The organism is Parabacteroides sp. CT06 (assembly GCF_002257605.1).
Lineage (GTDB): Bacteria > Bacteroidota > Bacteroidia > Bacteroidales > Tannerellaceae > Parabacteroides > Parabacteroides distasonis.
The window spans coordinates 4,878,001-4,897,541 of record NZ_CP022754.1 but is presented as its reverse complement, the minus strand read 5'-3'; the positions used below and the strand labels follow the sequence as shown (position 1 = coordinate 4,897,541).

The following is a 19,541-nucleotide window of genomic DNA, read 5'->3' as shown; positions in this document are numbered from 1 at the left end:
TTTAAATGGATTTAGAAGTTAACACTCAAACCTAATGAATACGTACGGGATAACGGATAGAAACGTTTGTTATCCATACCTAGGTCATTATTATCTTTATCGACCGTCGTACTGTTAATCATCGGAGACAAACCGGAGTAACCCGTGATCGTAGCTACGTTGTTCACCGAGAATGTCACACGGATATTCTTCACGTATTTCTCGATCTTTTTGCAATCGATGTTGTAACCCAACGTAATATAATCGATATTCAAATAATTACCCTTTTCCAACCAATAATCAGAGATCGACTGGTCGTAGATCTTGCTTTCCGGAGCCTTAGCCAATGCGTTGTATGTAGGGAACTGGCTCAAGTTCATATAAGCTAGCGATGTACCGTTGAAGATCTTATGACCGAAAGCGCCGTTCATCTGCGTCATCAAGTCAAAGCGTTTGTAGCGGAAGCTGAAGTTCATTCCCAGATAATATTTCGGCATGGCTTGTCCGGCGATATAACGGTCGCCACCATCATTGGTATCCAAACCCTCTTTTCCATCGATCGTCTGATCCAAGTTGTAGATATAGCGGCCTTCGATAGCGTTTCCATTCTCATCCAAAGCCGGAGTCAAGCCCAAGCAACGAGGAATGTAGAACACTCCGACAGGATAGCCTACCATCTGATAAACCACACGGTTGTTTCCTACGAAACCGGCACCACTCATACTGGACAGATCCATATATTGTTTCGCCTGCAACTCTTGTCCCATATAAGAACCGCTCAAGGAGTTCAATTTATTCTTCTGGTAAGAGAAATTCACGCCCATGTTGAAATCGAAATCCTTTGTCTTCACGATACCACCGCTTACAGCCAATTCCACGCCGGAGTTGGTCATCTCTCCCAAGTTCGCCAATAATTCCGGATATACGAACGGAGGAACCGGAACCGCGTATTTATACAACAGATCCGTAGTCTTGGAAGTATACCAATCGGCAGTCAACGTAAAGCGGCCATCGAGGATACCGGCGTCCACACCCACATCGAATGTCTTTTTCACCTCCCAACGCAAGTCCGGGTTCGAGTTACGTGTAAAGCCATAGGTAGCGGTAGAATTTCCATTGACGGAAGTCACACCGTTCGGGCTCATCAAAGCCAACGAGTTATAAGCCTCGATAGCATCTTGGTTACCGGTCAGACCATAACCCGCACGTAGTTTCAACTGGCTCAGCCAATCCACGTCTTTCAAGAAAGCCTCCTCATTCAACACCCAAGCGGCGGAAGCGGAAGGGAAGAAGCCCCATTTATTATTCATACCCAATTTAGAGGAACCGTCCGCACGTAAGTTCACGGTGGCGATAAAACGGTTGTCATACATATAATTGAAACGACCCATGAATGAGGCCAAACGATTCTCGTTTTGGAAAGAAGTCACGTCTCCGTATTTCACTGTACCACCCGCTTTCAGGTTGTTATAACCGAAGTAATCCGTCTCAAAGCCACGGGCACCGGCGCTAAATCCCGTATAATGATATTTTTGTCCCCTCTCCCAGACAATAAATGGATTCAATCGTTACGCTGCTATTTCTCGGTAAATAATGTATTTACACTTACCGGATATACCGGAGGCGATCCCGCTAATATCAACGTGAATGGCGTAGAACCCGGTATCGAGACCACTTCCATCTATCCTGTAGCCCGTACCTTCACGTTGGGATTATCCGTCCAATTCTAAAGACCTCCACTGCAAGCCGGGTTGCAGTAACACAACCCGCAAGGCTCTATCCGGAAAACCTGTAGTCTATATTTATTTTGTACGAAAAGCAAGCGCAAAAGGAACAACCTAATCAGTTAATCCCTAACTTTGTGAGCCTAAACAGTAGAAAACATGGTACAAAGATTCGATTACTTAGTGATAGGCTCAGGAATCGCCGGTATGAGTTTCGCTCTGAAAGTAGCCAATGAAGGCAAGAGCGTAGCACTTATCTGTAAAGCCGGACAAGAAGAAGCCAACACATATTTCGCGCAAGGAGGTATCGCTTCCGTAACCAACTTGAAAGTAGATAATTTCGAGAAGCACATAGAAGACACGATGATCGCCGGCGACTGGATCAGTGACCGGGCAGCCGTGGAGAAAGTCGTGCGCGAGGCCCCTGCCCAGATCGAGGCGCTTATCCGATGGGGAGTTAATTTCGATAAGAAAGAAAGCGGAGAATTCGATCTGCATAAAGAAGGAGGACACTCCGAGTTTCGTATCCTGCACCATGCCGACAATACAGGAGCCGAGATACAGACGAGCTTGATAGAAACGGTAAACAACCATCCCAACATCGCCGTATTCACGAACCATTATGCGGTAGAGATTATCACCCAGCACCATATGGGCATTATCGTCACCCGCCATACCCCCGGTATCAAATGTTTCGGTGCCTATGTATTGAACGAGGATACGGGCGAGGTACATACTTTCTTGTCAAAGATAACCGTTATGGCGACAGGCGGTTGCGAGGCCGTTTACCGGAATACGACAAACCCGCTGGTAGCTACCGGAGACGGTATCGCCATGGTTTACCGTGCGAAAGGCTCCGTAAAAGATATGGAGTTCATCCAGTTCCACCCGACCGCCTTGTATCATCCGGGCGACCGTCCCTCTTTCCTCATCACCGAGGCGATGCGCGGATATGGAGCTGTATTGAGAAACCTTGGCGGAGAGGAGTTCATGCATAAATATGATCCCCGTCTTTCCTTGGCTCCCCGTGATATCGTAGCCCGTGCGATCGATAGCGAGATGAAACAACGGGGTGAAGACCATGTCTATTTGGACGTGACGCACAAAGATCCGGAAGAGACGAAGAAACATTTCCCCAATATCTATAAAAAATGCCTCAGCTTAGGGATCGATATCACGAAAGATTACATCCCGGTAGCCCCTGCCGCCCATTATTTATGCGGAGGTATCAAGGTAGACTTAAACGGGCAATCCAGCATCCGCCGGCTATACGCAATCGGAGAATGTTCTTGTACCGGCTTGCACGGTGGTAACCGATTGGCCTCAAACTCATTGATCGAGGCAGTTGTATATGCCGATGCCGCGGCGAAACACTCATTAAGCGTCATGGATCGCTATGAGTTCAACCAGGATGTACCGGAATGGAACGATGAGGGAACGATCACCAATGAAGAGCGTGTATTGATCACCCAAAGCATGAAAGAGGTAAACCAGATCATGGAAGCGTATGTAGGTATCGTTCGTAGTAACACACGTTTGATCCGTGCGTGGAACCGTTTGGATATTTTATATGAGGAGACAGAGAGCCTTTTCAAACGTTGTAAGGCATCCCGTGAATTATGTGAGTTGCGTAATATGATCAATGTAGGTTATTTGATCACTCGTCAAGCGATGGAACGGAAAGAGAGCCGGGGATTACATTATACGATTGATTACCCACCGATTAAATAATTGAAAATTGAGAATTGAGAATTACTAGCTATGTTAATTCTCAATTCTCAACTTTTAATTATCAATAGTTCTGTTTCATCGGTTCAAAGTAAGCTTGCGGATGAGCGCATGCCGGACAATTAACCGGAGCCTTCTTACCCTCGAATACGAAACCACAGTTACGGCATTGCCAGAAGATAGCCTCATCTTTCTCGAATACTTTACCTTCCTCTACGTTAGCCAACAATTTACGATAACGTTTCTCGTGTTCAGCCTCTACCTTTGCGATCATCTTGAAAGCTACGGCAATAGCGGGGAAACCTTCTTCCTCCGCAATCTTAGCGAACTCAGGATACAATTCAGCCCACTCCTCATTCTCACCAGCTGCCGCGGCTGCCAAGTTCTCAGCGGTTGTTCCGATTACGCCTGCAGGATAAGAAGCGGTAATCTCAACCATTCCACCTTCCAAGAATTTAAAGAAACGTTTAGCGTGTTCCTTCTCTTGCTCGGCTGTTTCCATGAAAACACCTGCGATTTGCTCGTAACCTTCTTTCTTGGCTACGCTAGCGAAAAATGTGTAACGACTTCTTGCCTGAGATTCTCCGGCGAATGATTTCAATAAATTCTGCTCGGTACGTGTACCTTTAATACTTTTTTCCATAATGCTAATTTTATGTAGTAAATTAATGAGTCTGTTTTGTATATCGTTTTTCTCATGACCGATCAAAAGTAAGAATTTGTTTCCAGATATCGATTACGCAAACATTAAATAATATCTATCTCTCAATAGATATCACTTATTTATCAAGGAAAAACTTCTCCTCCTTTATACAATGAAACAACAAATCCTCCTAAATTGTTTACACAAAACCGGAATGCGTCTTTAGATTTTTTGCATCTTCTTTATTTTATTAACTTTGCATCCTCAAATCAAACAGGCAAGAAGAAAAATGAAGAACAAATTTGATTTTCAGCCCAAACTCTTTACGGCGCTGAGAAATTATTCCAAAGAGAGATTCATGACGGATCTCATGGCGGGTATAATTGTCGGCATAGTTGCCCTACCACTCGCCATCGCTTTTGGTATCGCCTCCGGGGTAAGTCCGGAGAAAGGATTGATCACGGCTATTATCGGTGGATTCATTGTCTCCCTTTTAGGAGGCTGCAACGTACAGATCGGCGGACCTACCGGAGCGTTTATCGTGATCGTTTATGGCATTATACAGAACTTCGGTATCGAAGGGCTTGCCATCGCTACCGTCATAGCGGGTATTATTCTGGTATTGATGGGCGTGCTGAAGCTCGGTACCGTGATTAAGTTTATCCCCTACCCGATTGTCGTAGGTTTCACGAGTGGTATCGCTATCACTATCTTCACGACACAAATGAAAGACTTATTTGGATTGACTATGGATAAAGTCCCCGCCGATTTCATCTCTAAATGGATCGCATATTTCGGGGCGTTCGATACGGTTAACCCTTGGGCATTCGTTATCGGTATCATTAGTATCCTGATCATTACGTTAAGCCCGAGGCTAACGAAGAAAATTCCGGGTTCCTTGATCGCTATCGTCATCATGACGATCGTTGTTTACATTATGCGTAATCATTTGGGTATTACAGGTATCGAGACGATTGGAGACCGGTTTACTATTAACGCTTCCTTGCCAGCCCCGGCTCCGATCACGTTTAATATGGAGACAATCAACTTATTGCTTCCCTCCGCCTTTACGATCGCTATCCTTGGGGCTATCGAGTCTTTATTATCCGCTACGGTAGCGGATGGTGTGACAGGCGACAAGCATAATTCAAATACGGAACTAATCGCCCAAGGTGCGGCGAATATCATCGTTCCTATTTTTGGCGGTATTCCCGTGACCGGCGCCATCGCCCGTACAATGACCAATATAAATAATGGTGGACGAACTCCGGTTGCCGGTATTATTCACGCCATCGTATTATTATTGATTTTGCTTTTCCTCGGACCGCTTACCAAACACATTCCAATGGCTTGTCTGGCTGGCGTATTGATCATCGTATCCTATAATATGAGTGAGTGGCGTACGTTCCGTTCCTTGATGAAAAACCCGAAAAGCGACGTATCCGTCTTGTTGGTGACTTTCTTCCTGACGGTTATCTTTGATCTTACGATCGCTATCGAGATCGGCCTTCTGATCGCCATGTTATTTTTTATGCGCCGTGTGGCTGAGACCACGCATGTATCCGTCACCACGGATGAGATCGATCTTTCCGACGAGGGCGAGATTCATCATGACGAGGAAGTCCTCTCCCTGCCTAAAGGTGTAGAGGTATACGAGATCGATGGTCCGTTCTTTTTCGGCGTAGCGAATAAGTTCGACGGCATCATGAAAAGTATGGGAGATAAACCGAAAGTCCGCATCATCCGTATGCGTAAGGTTTCGTTCATAGATTCTACCGGTCTGCATAACTTGGAAAGTCTTTTCCGTCTTTCCGAGGCAGAGCATATCCATATGATACTTTCCGGGGTCAATGAACATGTACACCGTGTATTGACAAAATCCGGATTCGATAAGAAGATTGGCGCAGAAAATATTTGCAGTAATATCAATGAGGCGGTAGAGAAAGCGAAAGCTGCCGTACAAGACTAAGATACTATCAGACAGTGGGAGACGCAGCATGCTGCGTCTCTACAACTGGATATTTATTCCGGTAAATAATACCAGTCCTCTGGTAAGACAGCTTCCTTTATTTTACGGCTGGAAACCCCGACCTCCAAGGCCTCGCCCATATAATCCTCGAAATACAAAACACGTAATTCGTGGAAACCAGCGTCTAACGCTACCTTTCCTTTCGCTATACGAGCATTATGAGAGCCATCATTATCAACAATAGCTTTACCGTCTATAAATAGCTTGGAACCATCATCCGAATACGTATAAAAGCGATATACACCTTTTTCAGGGATATTTATCAACGTACGGAACTCATAAGCGAAATGATCCTTGGCCGGAGCCTCCTGAATGGAGATATTTTTCATCGTACCCTCTTTCACTTTTGTCCCGGAAGCGATCTGATCCGTATGTTTAAACTTGCCTTCATAATAGGTATAAGCTACCCCGTGCTTTTTAGGTTTTACCGTTTTGGCGGGTAAGAATTCCATCGTTTCCTCATCCTTAGAGGTCAGGCCAGACGGATAATAATACGTATATTCCTTTCCGGACGAGGTACGAATCCATGAATCAAACTCAAACTTGCCCTCACGCAATTCAATGATACGGCCACCCCGCTCGAAATCTCCATAAGCGTCCCATCCGGATACACGCCCGAAAGCTAGCCCCACGTTATATAACATTCCTATATAATCGTTATCATGATCGTGCCCGGCGAAAGTAGCCATCACATCCTTCATTTCCACCAAGGAAGCGAAGAAGCCCGTGTTGATCTTAGGAGAGGCGATTCCCTCTTCTTTCTGTCCTAATGTAGTCTCCGCCCCAACGATCTCATTATATTCCAACAGAGGAATATGGAAAAAAGCCAAGGCTGGCAACGGTTTGCCGCCATTTTCCTTGGTATAGCGCATACTTTGCTCACGATACCAATGGATCTGGTCGAAATGAATCCAATCATACGTGCCATAATCCTTCAGCGTAGGATAATCGTTGGAGTCGATACAATACAATAAGGCCGCCGGTTTCTTTCCGTCCGAACTGTAGACCGGTACCACATAGTTTCCGGCTCCATGGATATCACCCGGTCCCTTCTCGCCCATAAAATAAGGTGATTTACTAAGCATGGCATAAATCTCGTCCTTGGGAACGATCTCTGCGTCATGATTTCCCATCATCACCGTAAACGGTATCTTGGCCTCCTCAAAGATCCCGATCACTGACTTCCATCCTTCCAAACCGGGATTTGCTGTCACCACGTCGCCCGTCAGCATCGCCACATCCGGATTTTCCGCCTTTAATACGGATTGTATCGTAGCGACTGTCTTAGCGCATTTAGATGATTTCTGATCCCAATGAATGTCTGTAAATTGGACGATCTTGAATTTCCCATCCTTGAAAGCAAGCTGTTTTTGTGCGAATAAGCTCATCGGGGCACAAAAGCACAACAAGGCTATCGCTAATAAAAAAGTCTTTTTCATGTTCTTCGATTTAGTAATTGGGGGCTAAGTTATAAAAAAAAGAGAGCGATGTATAAAAACAGGCTCTCTTCCTTATGTTAAATGCCACAATGAAACCCTTGCTGTCAAACAAAAGCTATATACATATCCGCAAGCCGGGTTTTCCTGTCAAAATGCGGGATCTCTTTTACTATTTTCTCACAATCCTCAAGGCTCATTCCTCCTTTAGGTTCCCCCCAGTACCAAAGTTTAGGGGTATTCTGTTTTTTACTTGTTGACTCCATAATTCTCGTTGTTTTTATCGTAAGACAGGAAACGCTCAAATACCCCTATCCTCAAAATATATAAAAGATTAAAATAATGTGAATTTATATCCAACCGACAACCCCAATTTCAAATCCCGGTCATTGACACAATTCTGGAAATAGTTCACTCCCACATAAAATCTTTTTACCTCTATACCGGCCGCCGCCGTAGCTCCCAGATTCCAATATTCACCACTACCGGTGTAAGCACCCGCATTTAATCGGAGATTCACTTTATCGCTCAACGGAATATGAAAAGAAGCATACACGGGTACAAAAAAATCAATATTCCAATCATCTCCATATGAAAACGAATTCCCTGCGGTATGCAGCAACAATCCCGTTTGTATAGAAAACAACCGTGATTGCGGAAAGTTTATATACGCCCCGGTTTGAAGTCCCCATCCATCTCCTCCTAATATACCGGTACGAGCCTCTATATCAGTTGCCTGCGATCGGCCAAAAAATAAAAGCAATATCAACAGAACAAATAACTTCTTCATTACTTACAAGGTATTAAAATTAATATTTAGACTGAATAAAAGTTCGACATATCATGATATAGAACTCCCATTCAATCTAAATATTGCTTCTATATCATTATTCGGCTCCAAGTTAGTGTATTCCGAATATAGCGTCTTTTATGACGATCGAATCTTCCGAATTCTCTATATTATATAAAATACCTTCCATCTTCCCTTCAATATAAGGGGTACCACTTCCCTCATGAAAACGAATACTATCCACTTGTATCCGAAATGAAGGTTTCAGTGGATGATACACTATTTTAGCGTCATCTTTCGTGATCCTAACAGTAGATTCTATCTCTTCATTCAATAATTTACCCTTATCGATCAGATATTCTCCTTCTCTCAATGGAATCAATGAGATCCTCAGCATAGGATAAGGATAGTCAGAGATATGCACTCCTAATGGTATCTCCCAATAGAAACCGCTTAAATCGGTATTTACCTCCTGCCAAAAATTTCCATGATCAATAAAAGAATGAGAGTTCGACTGATTAGCTATAGAAATATCTTGACTATTCACCTTTCCTTCAAAGTACCCCAAATAGTAAGGAGTTTCTTCAAAAGAAGTATCCTCATCCTTGTCACAAGAAACGAATGAGAATAGTAAAAGAATGAATAAAGAAAAGATGAAACCTGCCATCATTCCTTTTTTAGCTTCATCCCAGTAAAGCATAGAGATATTCCGTTTTTCAGTTGTTGATTCCATAATGACTATTGTTTTCTTATAAGACAGGAAACCATCAAATACCCCTATCCTCAATGTATATAAAAGATCACAATAAAGTAAACCGTATTTTATTATTTCTATTTTACACAAAAAGACATTAATTATATTTTTACATATAGCCTATTACAATATATTCACTACATTTGAAATATTAATCAACATAAAATATAAGCCATGCAAAAATCATCATTTAATAAACTTAGCATTTTACTATTTATTATAGTAATTCTATCTTCTTGTAATAAAGATAATGGCATAGAAGAGATTAGTGAATCATATATTGAAATAAAAGTGCTTAGAATTAGCAAAGATAACACAAAAACACCTATTTATAATGCAATAGCATACATTTATTATGATATAGCACCTATTGATCTCGCAAATTACACAGATAAAGGGAATGGTATATACTCTAATGGTAAAAATACAATTATACCTAATCAAGTAAAAAGAACAAATATAGATGGCTATCTAGAAATAAAACCAGAAGAAACTATTCATTCTATTACAGTTTTCATCCATGACACTAATAGTAATATGATTTCTCACTCATATTGGTCAAACCGTCAAAATCAAATAAAAGAAACTATTACATTTTATTACTAATTATATTTAAGATATGAAGTAAATAGTTTATAAATAACTATTTACTTCATATTTAGCTTATTCATATAAGCATATCCATTAATACATTTTCAAAGGAGCCAACTCTATTTTATAATAACCATTATAATATTTACTATTTAATGGAATTGAATATGCCGTATCTCTACGTCCTGCATATTCAATCCAATCACCAGAAAGAACAACAGGATCATAAAAATTAACAATAACATCCCCCAATTCATCATTACCCAATGTAAATGTTTTTTCAAATGTAGTCGTAATTGTCTTTTTCGCACTTGCACCAAATTTCAATCCTACTTTTTCAAAAACTCCTTTTACAGGATTAAGTTCAAAATTTCCTGCAAATTCAGCAGTAGTTTGGCTAAGCGTCCTTTGAGTTTCTGTACCATCAATTTCTTCTATAGAAATTTTTATTACACAACTAAAATTTTCTATATTCCATTCAAACAGAGGTAAATCAAGAGGAACAACTAGGCATTCTTTTACACCATCAACTTTAGAATTACCTCCTCCTATATCTTTGTAAGATACTCTAAATAGATCTTCTGGTTTTACGCCAAAAGAAAAAGTTTGTTCTGTCCCTATAGGACTTTTTGTTCCAACATATACTTTAACTAAAAAATCAAATTTACCATCAGTCCAAGGAGTAGCTTTATAAGATTGCCTAGGATTAAATATTTGATCATAATCTAACTGTGCATCTCCTGTTTGATCTGATATCTTTTGGAAAGCTATATTTGGATCCCCTTTCATTTGGAAAGAATATAGTGTTTCTTTATAATCATAAACAAATACACCTTTATCTGAACCTGGAACCATATCATAATATATATAGTCCCTATGCCATCCATCCTTATTTTTATAAATATTATATGCATCAACTGATTTTTGTAATCTATCTTTCATACTTTTATTTACATTTCGAGATCTTAAAATGTTTTTTTGTTTCATATTATTAAAAGATTCTCCAAGAAAAGAATAAGTTATTCCCGATTTAGAAGAAAAAGTAAAATTAGTACTACTAAAATTACTTCTAGACAAATTACTATATTCATTCGCTACGATTCTTTCATTATCCTTTAATACAACAATAGGATACATAGGAATGAGATCTGATTTTATAATTTTTTCTTCCCCATCCTTATCATATATAGGAACATCGTTACTGATACAAGTTCTAACAGCAACAACTGGTATTTCTTTATCAGTATTCCAAAGAGCAGCAGAGAACGAATTCTTAGGTAATTCTGGAACAAAAATTGTTAGAGTAGGAAACTTTTCATTAATAGATAATAATTTATCCATTTCAATATATTTCCCTATATACTGTTCAAATGTAATATTATCTTCCAGCATCTCATCTTTTACTAATTGATAAAGAACATCATAATCATTATCAATCATTTTTAAAGCCTCGTTTTTAATCAAATTTCTAGCCATTAGGCTTTCATTAAAAACTTTTGATAATGCTTTAGCAAAATCTTTTTTCAAAACTAAGTCTTTATTCATTAGAAGAGAATCATGAATAGAAATTTCTATATTATTTGTAGATAATATATCATTTCTTTCCATCACTAAATCATCATTACAAGATGATATAAAAACTAAGCAAATAAATAATAAATACACCTTTTTCATAATACTACTTTTTAAAAGGTAAAACAATAGAAAATTATATTTTTACTCCTATATCATTTACAAATACAAAAGTTTAAATTTAAAAATCCCCAAATACATGATTATAATCATTCATTATATGTAATACTCCTTTTTCTTGATCTCTTACTTTTAGAGGTATTACTAAATATGGCATAGTACTCGTTTGTACCTTTTCATTATAGATCACTTCTCCCGTAGAACTAGTGACGATAACACATACATCACCAAGATCCTCGTGAAAGTTTACTATCAGTTCTCTATTAGCCTCCTCAATCGATGCATCCATTGGCAAACCTATTGGAATGGATTTTTTCTTATGTTCCCATTTACCATGTAGATCTATAGGCTTACCCCAGCATGGCATAGCCCATAATAAAGCTATTGCCGCTAATAACAATTTAAGCTGTCTCATTTCGTTTTTATTTTTTCAACGTAAAGATCAAGCCTATAGAAGAAACAAGCAAATATAACGCTAAATAATAAGCGACAAACGAAATTCATAATCAACTAATATTTAATTGATTATAAATCAACTAGCAGGACAAAGGGTAAAGCCAATATTAATAGAAGCTATTGTTTATCAATCTATTGTACACTATTAATAAGATAAGCACATAAATCAAGCTCTTTCGCTATGATTCCCAGCCTTTGGCGTACACGCTGCCGACGCTTGTTTACCGAATCCGGCTGGATATGTAACAGGATAGATTCACCTATCGAATCCAAACCCAACAAGCTCAAATAACAATAACGCAATTCGGCGGCAGATAAATTAAACGCAGCGAGTCGATCCGCTAAAAAAGGATAAACCTCATTCACTTGCGTAATAATATTTTGCCAGTCTTTTTCTGATAGTGGAGATTTGGTAGCTCCCGGTACTACTTTTTGGGATAGCTTGATTACTTTCTTGGCTATAGCGGATGATAAGAATAGATCCTTACGCCGTTCCGCTATCCGAAGGACGAGGGTTTCCTCTTCTTTTTTTATTTGTTCATATTCTTTCTCCAGTTTCTCTCTTGAATCAAGTTCATTCAGTTTTTCATTTTTTTCAGACAATTGAATAGATAAAGCCTCTAATCTATCTTGTTTGTTACGTAAATTATCCCGTAGTCTGAATAATTCATTACTCTTATTCGACAAATCGATTTCCTGCTTATAAGAAGTCTTTTATTTTTTCTATCAATTCGTATTTGAAAGACCCATAATAATATTAAAAGAATAGATACAGATATTACCCAATAGATAAAATACTTTTGTTTATCCGATTTTAATCGCATATTTTCCAATGATATTTTTAAATGCTCATATTCCTTTTCTATTTTTATTATGTTTTCCCTATTTCGTATCGTCAAGATCGAATCTGAGGCACTGTTATATTCATCCAAGTAAAACCAAGCCTTTTCCCAATTACCCTCCGCTTTCTCTAACAAAGAATAACCATAAAGTACCGAAAAACGGGTCATATCATTAAAACTAGGTACACTTGCTTTCTCCAAACAAATACGTGCATTCTTAAAATCGCCTTCTTCTATATATATACCAGCCAATGTCCTGTAACTTGGTGCGTCATCAAAATCTGACATATTGACATTTTTCCACAAATACAATTTAGCTAACTCTTTATTACCTAACATATTATAAATATTTCCTATTCCATTATATATAGTCCCTATATCAGAAGAGTCACCTACTTCAACTATAATAGTATCCGCTTTCAACAAAAAAATTAACGCTATATCCAAAGAATCCGAAAACGCATACATTCTTCCCACATCCCGCAAGGCGAAAGCCGAACTTCGCATATTACCCGCTTTTCGAAAATAAGATTCCGCTTCCTTATATTTGTCCTTTCCTAACAGATAATTACCCTCGAAATCATACAGATCTCCCATATAGCTACAAATATATCCGGCTTGATTATAGTCTTCACTGCGTAAAGCGATATCCAAAGCTTGCAAATAAACCTTCATCGCTTTCTCGTTCTCTTTATCTTCCACATACGAACGCCCCAAATACAAACCAATCTTCGCTTGTTCTTGCTTTGTCCCGTGTGACTTATAATAGGCTTGCGCACGTAGCAATTGTTGTACATAGGGCAGATCCGTATATAACGTGTCCGCCACTTTACCGGATAGCATACACCAACGAGCCAATAATTTATCACTCAAATTATCGGGCACGGCTATGCTATCCAATAGGATATGGGAACTATCCGGATCGGATTTCAACAAGGATTCCGCACGATCGATTAGGTATATGGCATCGCTCTCATCTCGACAACCTATAAATGAGAGTGTGGATAATAGCGATATCAAAATAAGCAAATGCCTCATTGGTTCCTATCTTTAGATTCTATGCGCAAGATAGGCATATTTTTCATCAAACCTTAAAGAATAATTGATTATTAGGCTTATTGTATAAAATTCTTATCGCTTGGATATCTCCATCATCTTTTTGGAAAAACACGTACGTGTTTTCATAAATTCTCGTACGTGTTTCCGAAAAAAGACGTACGTGTTTTTCCGAAAACATGTACATGTTTTTATACATCTGATTTTCAATATACTAAAAACAGTATTCCCGAAGGCAGGGATATTGTAGGAAATTCAATTATCTTTGGACTTTTATTGGTAACTTTTTAATCTACTATCAATATGGCACAACAATCCGGAAGATTGCTATCCCTCGACGTGATGAGGGGAATTACGATTGCGGGGATGATTTTGGTAAATAACCCCGGGTCATGGAAGTATGTATATACGCCTTTAGAGCATGCACGTTGGAACGGCCTCACTCCCACCGATTTGGTATTTCCGTTCTTTATGTTCATCATGGGGGTCTCCATGTTTTTCTCGCTTCGGAAATATAACTTCAAGCTGTCGAAAGAAAGCGTGACGAAAGTATTGAGACGCACGGTATTGATATTCCTCGTGGGATTAGGGCTGAATCTGTTCGGGCATGTTTGCTACAATGGATTTACCGATTTCCAGAATTTACGTATCCTTGGGGTGATGCAAAGGTTGGCGCTGGCATATGGCTTCGGCTCGTTGATAGGATTAGCGATTAATCATAAGTATATTTTGCAGGTAGCCGCTGGTATATTGATATTTTACTGGGCATTACTAGGTTTCACGCATAGTATGGAAATGTCGGAGGATAGCATTATAGCGATCGTGGACAGAACTTTATTCGGTACATCGCATATGTATCACGATGATATGGCAGATGGTACACGGATCGCCTTTGATCCGGAAGGGCTCTTGAGCTGCATTGGTAGCATAGCGCATGTATTACTTGGTTTCTACGTAGGAAAGGTAATACAGGATTGTAAAAAGAACAATGAGTTGATTATCCGTAATATCTTCATTTTCGGTACGATTATTCTTTTTGCCGGTTTCTTATTGAGTTACGGCTGCCCGATCAATAAGAAAATATGGAGTAGTACGTTCGTATTGGTAACTTGCGGATTCGCCTCGTTATTCCTCGCCTTATTAATCTGGATCATCGACATAAACGGGAAGAAGAAATGGACGTTATTCTTTGAGTCGTTCGGTATCAACCCCTTATATCTGTATGTACAAGGGGATATATTCGCCGTATTGCTGGGAATGAGCGGTATCTCCGCCTTTATGTATATGGATCTGTTCAGGCCGATATTCGGCGATTTCGGAGGCTCATTAGCATGGGCTATCTTCTTCGTGGTACTAAACTGGATACCGGGATATTTCTTGTATAAGAAGAAGATTTATATCAAGTTGTAAAAAGAAATGATCTATGCTCTGTATATAGAACAAAAAATCACTATATTTGCTCTATATACAAAGCATAAATACAAAAATCAAATTAATAATTTAACTATGGAAAATGAACTTCAAGTTATTGGAACGAAAGAAGTAGAGGAACGTATTATTGAGTTAAGAGGACAAAAAATACTACTAGATAGAGATGTAGCAGAATTATATAAAACAGAAACAAGGGATATAAACAAAGCCGTGAGAAATAATCCTGAAAAGTTCCCCAGTGGTTATTTTTTCACATTGAAACCCTCTGAGAAACAGTATGTGGTGGAAAATTTCCACCGGATGGAAAACTTAAAAAAATCAACAGTAGAACCTAAAGCTTTCACTGAAAAAGGACTTTATATGCTGGCTACTATATTAAAAAGTCCAAGAGCCACACAAACAACTATCGCTATAATAGATTCTTTCGTAAAACTACGTGAGCTTATCCGAAATGTAGATGCGATTCAAAATGAACCTGACCTAATAAAACAAAAAGGTATTGTGAAACGAACTGGCCAACTCTTATCTGATCTGTTGATAGATGATGCTGATACAACTGAAATGGAATCTACCATAGAGTTGAATCTTATGGCCGTAAAACTTAAACATACAGTAAAACGTATTAAAAATAACAATAAAACCGAAGATAAATCTGAAATTTAGAATTGCAAAAAAAATCCAACCACTCTCCTATTCATATCGGAGAATGGTTGGATTTTTTATAGGTATCAGCCTAGCTGACTAGTTCACGTTATAACCGGAGATAACCACCTTCGGGGTCTCGCCTCTCGTATCTACATCTTTCCAATGGATGTTGATCTCTTTCTTCTCGCCCGGAAGCAAGGAGAAATAGTTGTCGCTATAGAACATCGGGAGGAATTGCTCGCCATCCTTCTCGCCCACTACATTCACACGGATCATCAGAGCCGGGGTGGATGAAGTATTCTCTAAGGTAGCGGTAGCGGTCCAAGTACCGTCATTACCCTTATTGGTTGCCACGTTGGATCGTAAAGTAACCTTTGGCATCTCACGCAAAGCTTGGTAGTTGCCTTCCTCTACGCCACGCAGATAGAAGTTATCCGATACGATCTTGCCATTCTCTGTCAACGTCAACTTGACGAAATGAGCGCTGGATACGCTAGCTGGGAAATCCAGTTTCATACATTTGTTGGTAGTATCTTCTTTACTATCCACGGAAACCTCGTTTTCCCATGAAATAGAACCGTCCATATTGATGATTTGAGCCTTTGCCGTCAAACCATTACGTACGCCGGCGCTATAGTTCACTACCTCGATCTCGTCCGTAACCGGATTCCATTGAATGTGCAGAGGCTCGGAGGCCTTCTTGCAACCAAAGTAAGCGGCGGTAGGCTCGAAATAATAATCGTAAGTCTGCCATACCATAGAAGGCCATGCCGGATGCGTCATCCACAGCAATAATCCCTTACGGTTCAAGCTTCTCGATTCGAACATACCCCGGTAACCATCATAGTTTACCCACTGAGCCAGATCGGCGAATTCCTTGGCGTTGTTCGGCTTACCGAAGCCCTTTTCGATGATAGCGTTGAAAGAAGCGCAAGACTGGGCGCCTTCCATCGTATAATCGTGTTGTCCCCATTGAGCGTTTTGCGGCCAAAGCGCTTCCGGAGAGAAAGTACGAACCAAGCTCTCGTAATTCATCACGTTGGGCATACCCCGCTCACTATGGAACTTATCACTACCATTCTTCAAGCTAAAGTATTCTTTAACAGGAAGCGCACGGTACGGGCCATGGCCACTTACCACCTCATCCGCCGAGCTGGAGATATAATGTAAGCCCGGATGATCCTCTTTCACGATACGGCGTAAAGCCTTGTCGATCTGCTCCGGCGGGAAGCCCTCGTTGCGCCCGCAATAAATACCGATAGAGGCATGGTTACGGAAACGTTTCACATAATCCTCAGCATTGGCGATAAACATCTCCGGATCATAAGGATCGGGTCCGTCGGAAGGATTCGCCAACCAGAAATCTTGCCAGATCATGATACCATGACGGTCGCAAGCCTCATACAATTCCTTGTCGCCGATTTGTCCTACCCAGTTACGCATCATCGTAAAGTTCATATCAGCATGGTAAGCCACGGCGATGTCGTACTCACGACCCCGGTAATTCAGGTTAGACTCACCGAATCCCCAGTTACCGCCACGGCCGATAAAACGACGCCCGTTGATAAAGAGACTCAAGATGCTATTATTCTCGTTGAAGGTCATTTGTCGGATACCTACCTTGAAATCCTCAGAGTCGGATACCTTATCGCCTACCTTAAAGGTGAAATTAGCGTCGTATAAATAAGGAGATCCGTACCCTTTAGGCCACCACAGACGTGGGTTCTGAACCTTCAATTGGCTGAAGCTATTTGGATCGAAAGTAACCGTCTTCTCCTCGTTTGCGGCCAATTCTACCGGTTGCTCGAAAGTGATATCGCCGATCTTCCCTGTCAATACACCCTTTACAGGAGCAGCATCATGGTTCTTCACGATCACTTCCGGAGTCAAGGTAGCGGAAGTCGTATCCGGCAACGGTAATACAACCTGTACGAACGGGTCTTGAATCGTTACCTTGCCTGTAGAAGTCAAGTACACATCATCCCAAATACCTATATTACGACCACGGATCGTCGAGATCCAATCCCAACCGATCGAAGCGTGGAAGGTCGGGTTATCAGCGCCTAAGATACCACCGTTGAAATCCGTATTCTTCTCACATTTCTCCTTGATAGCTCCGATATGCTCATTCTTGATGATCTCCACCGCGACAACGTTCTTACCCGGTACGACCCTGTCTGTAACGTCAAATACACCCCGGATAAACGCTCCCTCGATACGGCCGATCTTGTTACCGTTCAAATATACATTCGCTTTCCAGTTGATACCATCGAAATTCAAGAACAAACGATCTTGCTTGAATCCTTCGGGTACCTCAAACTCATCCCTATACCAGAAATTAGAGTTGAAGAATGACTCGGATATCTGCATCAGGTTATCCGCGTAATTCGGATTCGGGATAGCTCCGATATTCTTATAACTACTCAATACCGTTCCCGGCACAGTCGCCACGATCCAATTTTCCGGAGAGAAAGAAGGTTTCGATATTTCCTCACCGGAAGCGGTTACCTCGGAAGCTCGTTGTACTTTCCAGTTTCCGCCCGACAAACGGATCTCATCTTTTGTAGCAGCCGGAGCAGCAGCCGGTTGGGCAAGCAAGCCACCTTTACCCATCACCTCTATCTCGCTTAAGATATAGCGTCCGTCATTAGCCGGTTGCTCCATCCATACCCGTACGTAGCGGCCTTTTCCTTTTAGCTTGATCTCATCCAGATTAGCATCTCCACCCGGAAGATTCGCTATGTCAACCCATTGTTTAGCGTCGTCGGAAACTTGAATCTTACCCTTGATCGCTTTATTGATCCAATGTAATTTTACTTTGTCGAATTCGGATTGGCTACCCAAGTCCACATAGACCCACTCCTCTCCTGTCGTGGCACTCATCCAAGCGCTATTAAAGAATTTGGAAGGAAGCAAATCTATCAACTTATCTTGGTTATAGAAATTCATCTCGAAGAATGCCCAATAAGCGGCACCTTCCATTTTCAATCGCATCCGATAATAAGCATATTCACCCGGTTGATCGAATGTCAAAGTCTCATTCAACATACGGGTGGGCAACGTACCCGGATCCCAGCTATTCTTGTTCGGGTCTGAATGGGCCTTATACTTGCTGGCCTTACCCGGCATACCTTTACCCTTTAAGGCAGCCAATTCCGTCCAAGTATTTCCATCATTCGATCCCTCGCAAACAATCTCATATCCATCCTTAATCTTATTCTCGTCATAAGCCACGCTGCCGCGGAATTGTACCTTGTCGGCTTTCTCTTTCCAGTTATTCAGCGTGAACAAGAAATAGGCATCCTCTCCCGTAACCGCATTACGAGAATAAGGACCTTGATCGATCATCCACTCACGCTCACGACGAGCTATATCCCCATTTTGCGTGGAGAGATCGAGATACTGAGGTTGTTTATCGCTAATAACACCATCCGTCACCAGTTGGGCCGTTAGATTGTAATCATAACTGGATGAGTTGTAAGCGCTACGCAAAAGAGCTATGTTACGATACGTGGAATAATCCGGACGTAATGAAGGAGAAAAATCCTCCCCCGGATCTCCCGGATACGAACCGATACCTCTGGTATAATAATCCGACCGATCGAAAGATTCCGCCGGAACACCGCTCTGCCCACATCCTCCTAGCAATGCTGAGACCGCTACCGCTCCACAAAGCGTCAAGAGTCGAGGCAATTTTTTCTTTTTACTGAATGTTCTCATACTACTTATTGTGTTTCTCTAAATT

16 protein-coding genes and 1 pseudogene are annotated in these 19,541 nt (G+C 40.8%); 6 read left to right on the top strand and 11 right to left on the bottom strand.

Annotation, left to right across the window (positions count from 1 at the left end):
- Positions 1–11: 11 nt before the first annotated feature.
- Positions 12–1,517 (bottom strand): annotated as a pseudogene (locus CI960_RS21355) (TonB-dependent receptor domain-containing protein); the annotation flags it as partial.
- On the opposite strand from CI960_RS21355, the gene CI960_RS21350 reads away from it, so the two are divergent.
- Both CI960_RS21350 and nadB read left to right on the top strand, forming a co-directional pair.
- Positions 1,503–1,709, top strand: a complete 207-nt coding sequence (locus tag CI960_RS21350) for a hypothetical protein (RefSeq protein ID WP_009016546.1) — start codon at positions 1,503–1,505, stop codon at positions 1,707–1,709. The pseudogene CI960_RS21355 and the gene CI960_RS21350 overlap by 15 nt on opposite strands.
- A 153-nt stretch (positions 1,710–1,862) precedes the next feature.
- Complete coding sequence (gene nadB / locus CI960_RS21345) at positions 1,863–3,434, top strand: L-aspartate oxidase (RefSeq protein WP_005860322.1); 1,572 nt, start codon at positions 1,863–1,865, stop codon at positions 3,432–3,434.
- Positions 3,435–3,495: 61 nt separating this feature from the next.
- Here nadB and rbr read toward each other — a convergent pair whose 3' ends face one another.
- Positions 3,496–4,074, bottom strand: coding sequence for a rubrerythrin (rbr, locus tag CI960_RS21340; protein WP_005860325.1), 579 nt, complete (start codon positions 4,072–4,074; stop codon positions 3,496–3,498).
- Between the two features lie 289 nt (positions 4,075–4,363).
- Between rbr and CI960_RS21335 the strand changes: the two genes are divergently transcribed.
- Positions 4,364–6,043 (top strand): SulP family inorganic anion transporter, encoded by a 1,680-nt coding sequence (locus CI960_RS21335; RefSeq protein WP_005860327.1) that lies wholly within the window; start codon positions 4,364–4,366, stop codon positions 6,041–6,043.
- Positions 6,044–6,096: 53 nt separating this feature from the next.
- On the opposite strand, the gene CI960_RS21330 is transcribed toward CI960_RS21335, so the two are convergent.
- The 4 genes from CI960_RS21330 to CI960_RS21320 all read right to left on the bottom strand — a co-directional run bounded on the left by CI960_RS21330 (position 6,097) and on the right by CI960_RS21320 (position 9,029).
- A complete protein-coding gene (locus tag CI960_RS21330) occupies positions 6,097–7,542 on the bottom strand; it encodes a PA14 domain-containing protein (protein WP_005860329.1) in 1,446 nt (481 codons plus the stop codon).
- Between the two features lie 104 nt (positions 7,543–7,646).
- A complete protein-coding gene (locus CI960_RS23510) occupies positions 7,647–7,805 on the bottom strand; it encodes a hypothetical protein (RefSeq protein WP_005860331.1) in 159 nt (52 codons plus the stop codon).
- Between the two features lie 68 nt (positions 7,806–7,873).
- The gene (locus CI960_RS21325; RefSeq protein ID WP_005860333.1) at positions 7,874–8,329 is read right to left on the bottom strand and encodes a hypothetical protein; all 456 of its coding nucleotides are present in this window, start codon (positions 8,327–8,329) and stop codon (positions 7,874–7,876) included.
- Between the two features lie 112 nt (positions 8,330–8,441).
- Complete coding sequence (locus CI960_RS21320) at positions 8,442–9,029, bottom strand: DUF5025 domain-containing protein (RefSeq protein ID WP_369825217.1); 588 nt, start codon at positions 9,027–9,029, stop codon at positions 8,442–8,444.
- Positions 9,030–9,257: 228 nt separating this feature from the next.
- Between CI960_RS21320 and CI960_RS21315 the strand changes: the two genes are divergently transcribed.
- The gene (locus CI960_RS21315) at positions 9,258–9,689 is read left to right on the top strand and encodes a hypothetical protein (RefSeq protein ID WP_005860338.1); all 432 of its coding nucleotides are present in this window, start codon (positions 9,258–9,260) and stop codon (positions 9,687–9,689) included.
- Positions 9,690–9,767: 78 nt separating this feature from the next.
- Here CI960_RS21315 and CI960_RS21310 read toward each other — a convergent pair whose 3' ends face one another.
- From CI960_RS21310 to CI960_RS21300, 4 genes are all read right to left on the bottom strand, one after another.
- The gene (locus CI960_RS21310) at positions 9,768–11,348 is read right to left on the bottom strand and encodes a hypothetical protein (protein WP_005860340.1); all 1,581 of its coding nucleotides are present in this window, start codon (positions 11,346–11,348) and stop codon (positions 9,768–9,770) included.
- A 79-nt stretch (positions 11,349–11,427) separates the two neighbouring features.
- Complete coding sequence (locus tag CI960_RS21305; protein ID WP_005860342.1) at positions 11,428–11,781, bottom strand: DUF3244 domain-containing protein; 354 nt, start codon at positions 11,779–11,781, stop codon at positions 11,428–11,430.
- 173 nt (positions 11,782–11,954) lie between these two features.
- Positions 11,955–12,425, bottom strand: coding sequence for a hypothetical protein (locus tag CI960_RS23760; protein ID WP_232520547.1), 471 nt, complete (start codon positions 12,423–12,425; stop codon positions 11,955–11,957).
- 17 nt (positions 12,426–12,442) lie between these two features.
- The gene (locus CI960_RS21300; protein ID WP_232520546.1) at positions 12,443–13,702 is read right to left on the bottom strand and encodes a lipopolysaccharide assembly protein LapB; all 1,260 of its coding nucleotides are present in this window, start codon (positions 13,700–13,702) and stop codon (positions 12,443–12,445) included.
- A gap of 321 nt (positions 13,703–14,023) precedes the next feature.
- Here CI960_RS21300 and CI960_RS21295 point away from each other — a divergent pair, with 321 nt between their 5' ends.
- Together CI960_RS21295 and CI960_RS21290 are read left to right on the top strand one after the other, a co-directional pair.
- On the top strand, positions 14,024–15,130 hold the full coding sequence (locus tag CI960_RS21295; protein WP_005860348.1) for an acyltransferase family protein: 1,107 nt from the start codon (positions 14,024–14,026) through the stop codon (positions 15,128–15,130).
- A gap of 6 nt (positions 15,131–15,136) precedes the next feature.
- On the top strand, positions 15,137–15,814 hold the full coding sequence (locus CI960_RS21290; protein WP_005860350.1) for an ORF6N domain-containing protein: 678 nt from the start codon (positions 15,137–15,139) through the stop codon (positions 15,812–15,814).
- Between the two features lie 78 nt (positions 15,815–15,892).
- On the opposite strand, the gene CI960_RS21285 is transcribed toward CI960_RS21290, so the two are convergent.
- A complete protein-coding gene (locus CI960_RS21285; protein ID WP_005860352.1) occupies positions 15,893–19,516 on the bottom strand; it encodes a discoidin domain-containing protein in 3,624 nt (1,207 codons plus the stop codon).
- Positions 19,517–19,541 lie beyond the last annotated feature (25 nt).